This is a genomic window from Thalassotalea euphylliae (assembly GCF_003390375.1).
Taxonomy (GTDB): Bacteria; Pseudomonadota; Gammaproteobacteria; order Enterobacterales; family Alteromonadaceae; genus Thalassotalea_F; species Thalassotalea_F euphylliae_A.
Genome location: NZ_QUOT01000005.1, coordinates 1 through 1021 on the forward strand (window position 1 = coordinate 1; position 1021 = coordinate 1021).

The following is a 1021-nucleotide window of genomic DNA, read 5'->3' on the forward strand; positions in this document are numbered from 1 at the left end:
AAGTGACTGAAAAAGGTCACTCCGTTGCAAGCGTTGCAGAACGGTTAGATATCTCGACAAATAGTCTTTATATCTGGTTAAAACGCTATGGCAGTAACAGCGAACACTACCAAGAATTATCCGAGCAAGAAAAGCGTATTAAAGCGCTTGAGAAAGAACTAAAGCGTACTCAACAAGAACGTGATCTATTAAAGGAAGCCGCCGTGTACTTTGCGGGCGAGTCAAAGAAAAGTACACGTTCATAAAGTCTCGGCTCAACCAATACCCCATAAAGCTGATGTGCCAAGCGTTGCAAGTTCACCGCAGTGGCTTTCATGCTTGGTTGCAAAAGCCAGAATCCAAGCGAGCTAAGGATGACAAGCGCTTAACGGGTTTAATCAAACAGTCTTGGCTTGAAAGCGGCTGCGTTTACGGTTATCGCAAAATTCAAAGTGATATGTTGGATTTAGGTGAAGTTTGCTCAAAGAATAGAGTTCATCGATTAATGCAGTTATCAGGCATTCAAGCTCAAGTCGGCTATAAGAAGCGCAAAGGCAACTATGGCACTAAGCCTTCTGTGGTCGCAGATAACCAGTTAAAACGACAGTTTGATGTAGTACAGCCAAATCAAGCTTGGGTAACTGATATCACTTATATTGATACGCACGAAGGCTTTCTCTATTTAGCCGTAGTTATCGACTTGTTTTCTCGGCAAGTCGTTGGCTGGTCGATGCAATCGATGATGCATACTGATTTAGTCTTAAGTGCATTACTCGCTGCTGTATGGCGAAGAAAACCTAAGCAAACGGTTATTATACATTCCGATCAAGGCAGCCAATTTACAGGTTATGACTGGCAACGATTTGCTGCTGAGCATAATTTATCACTCAGTATGAGTCGTAGAGGTAACTGCCATGATAATGCTGTTGCTGAGAGCTTCTTTCAGTTGCTAAAACGTGAACGGATCAAGCGAAGAAAATACAAAAATAGAGAAAAAGCTAAGGAAGATATTTTCGATTACATCGAAATGTTTTATAACAGC

The 1021-nt window shown here is 41.7% G+C and carries 1 pseudogene; it reads left to right on the forward strand.

Annotated elements, in window-relative coordinates:
• Nucleotides 1-2: 2 nt before the first annotated feature.
• A pseudogene (locus DXX94_RS19155) lies at nucleotides 3-1021 on the forward strand (IS3 family transposase); the annotation flags it as partial.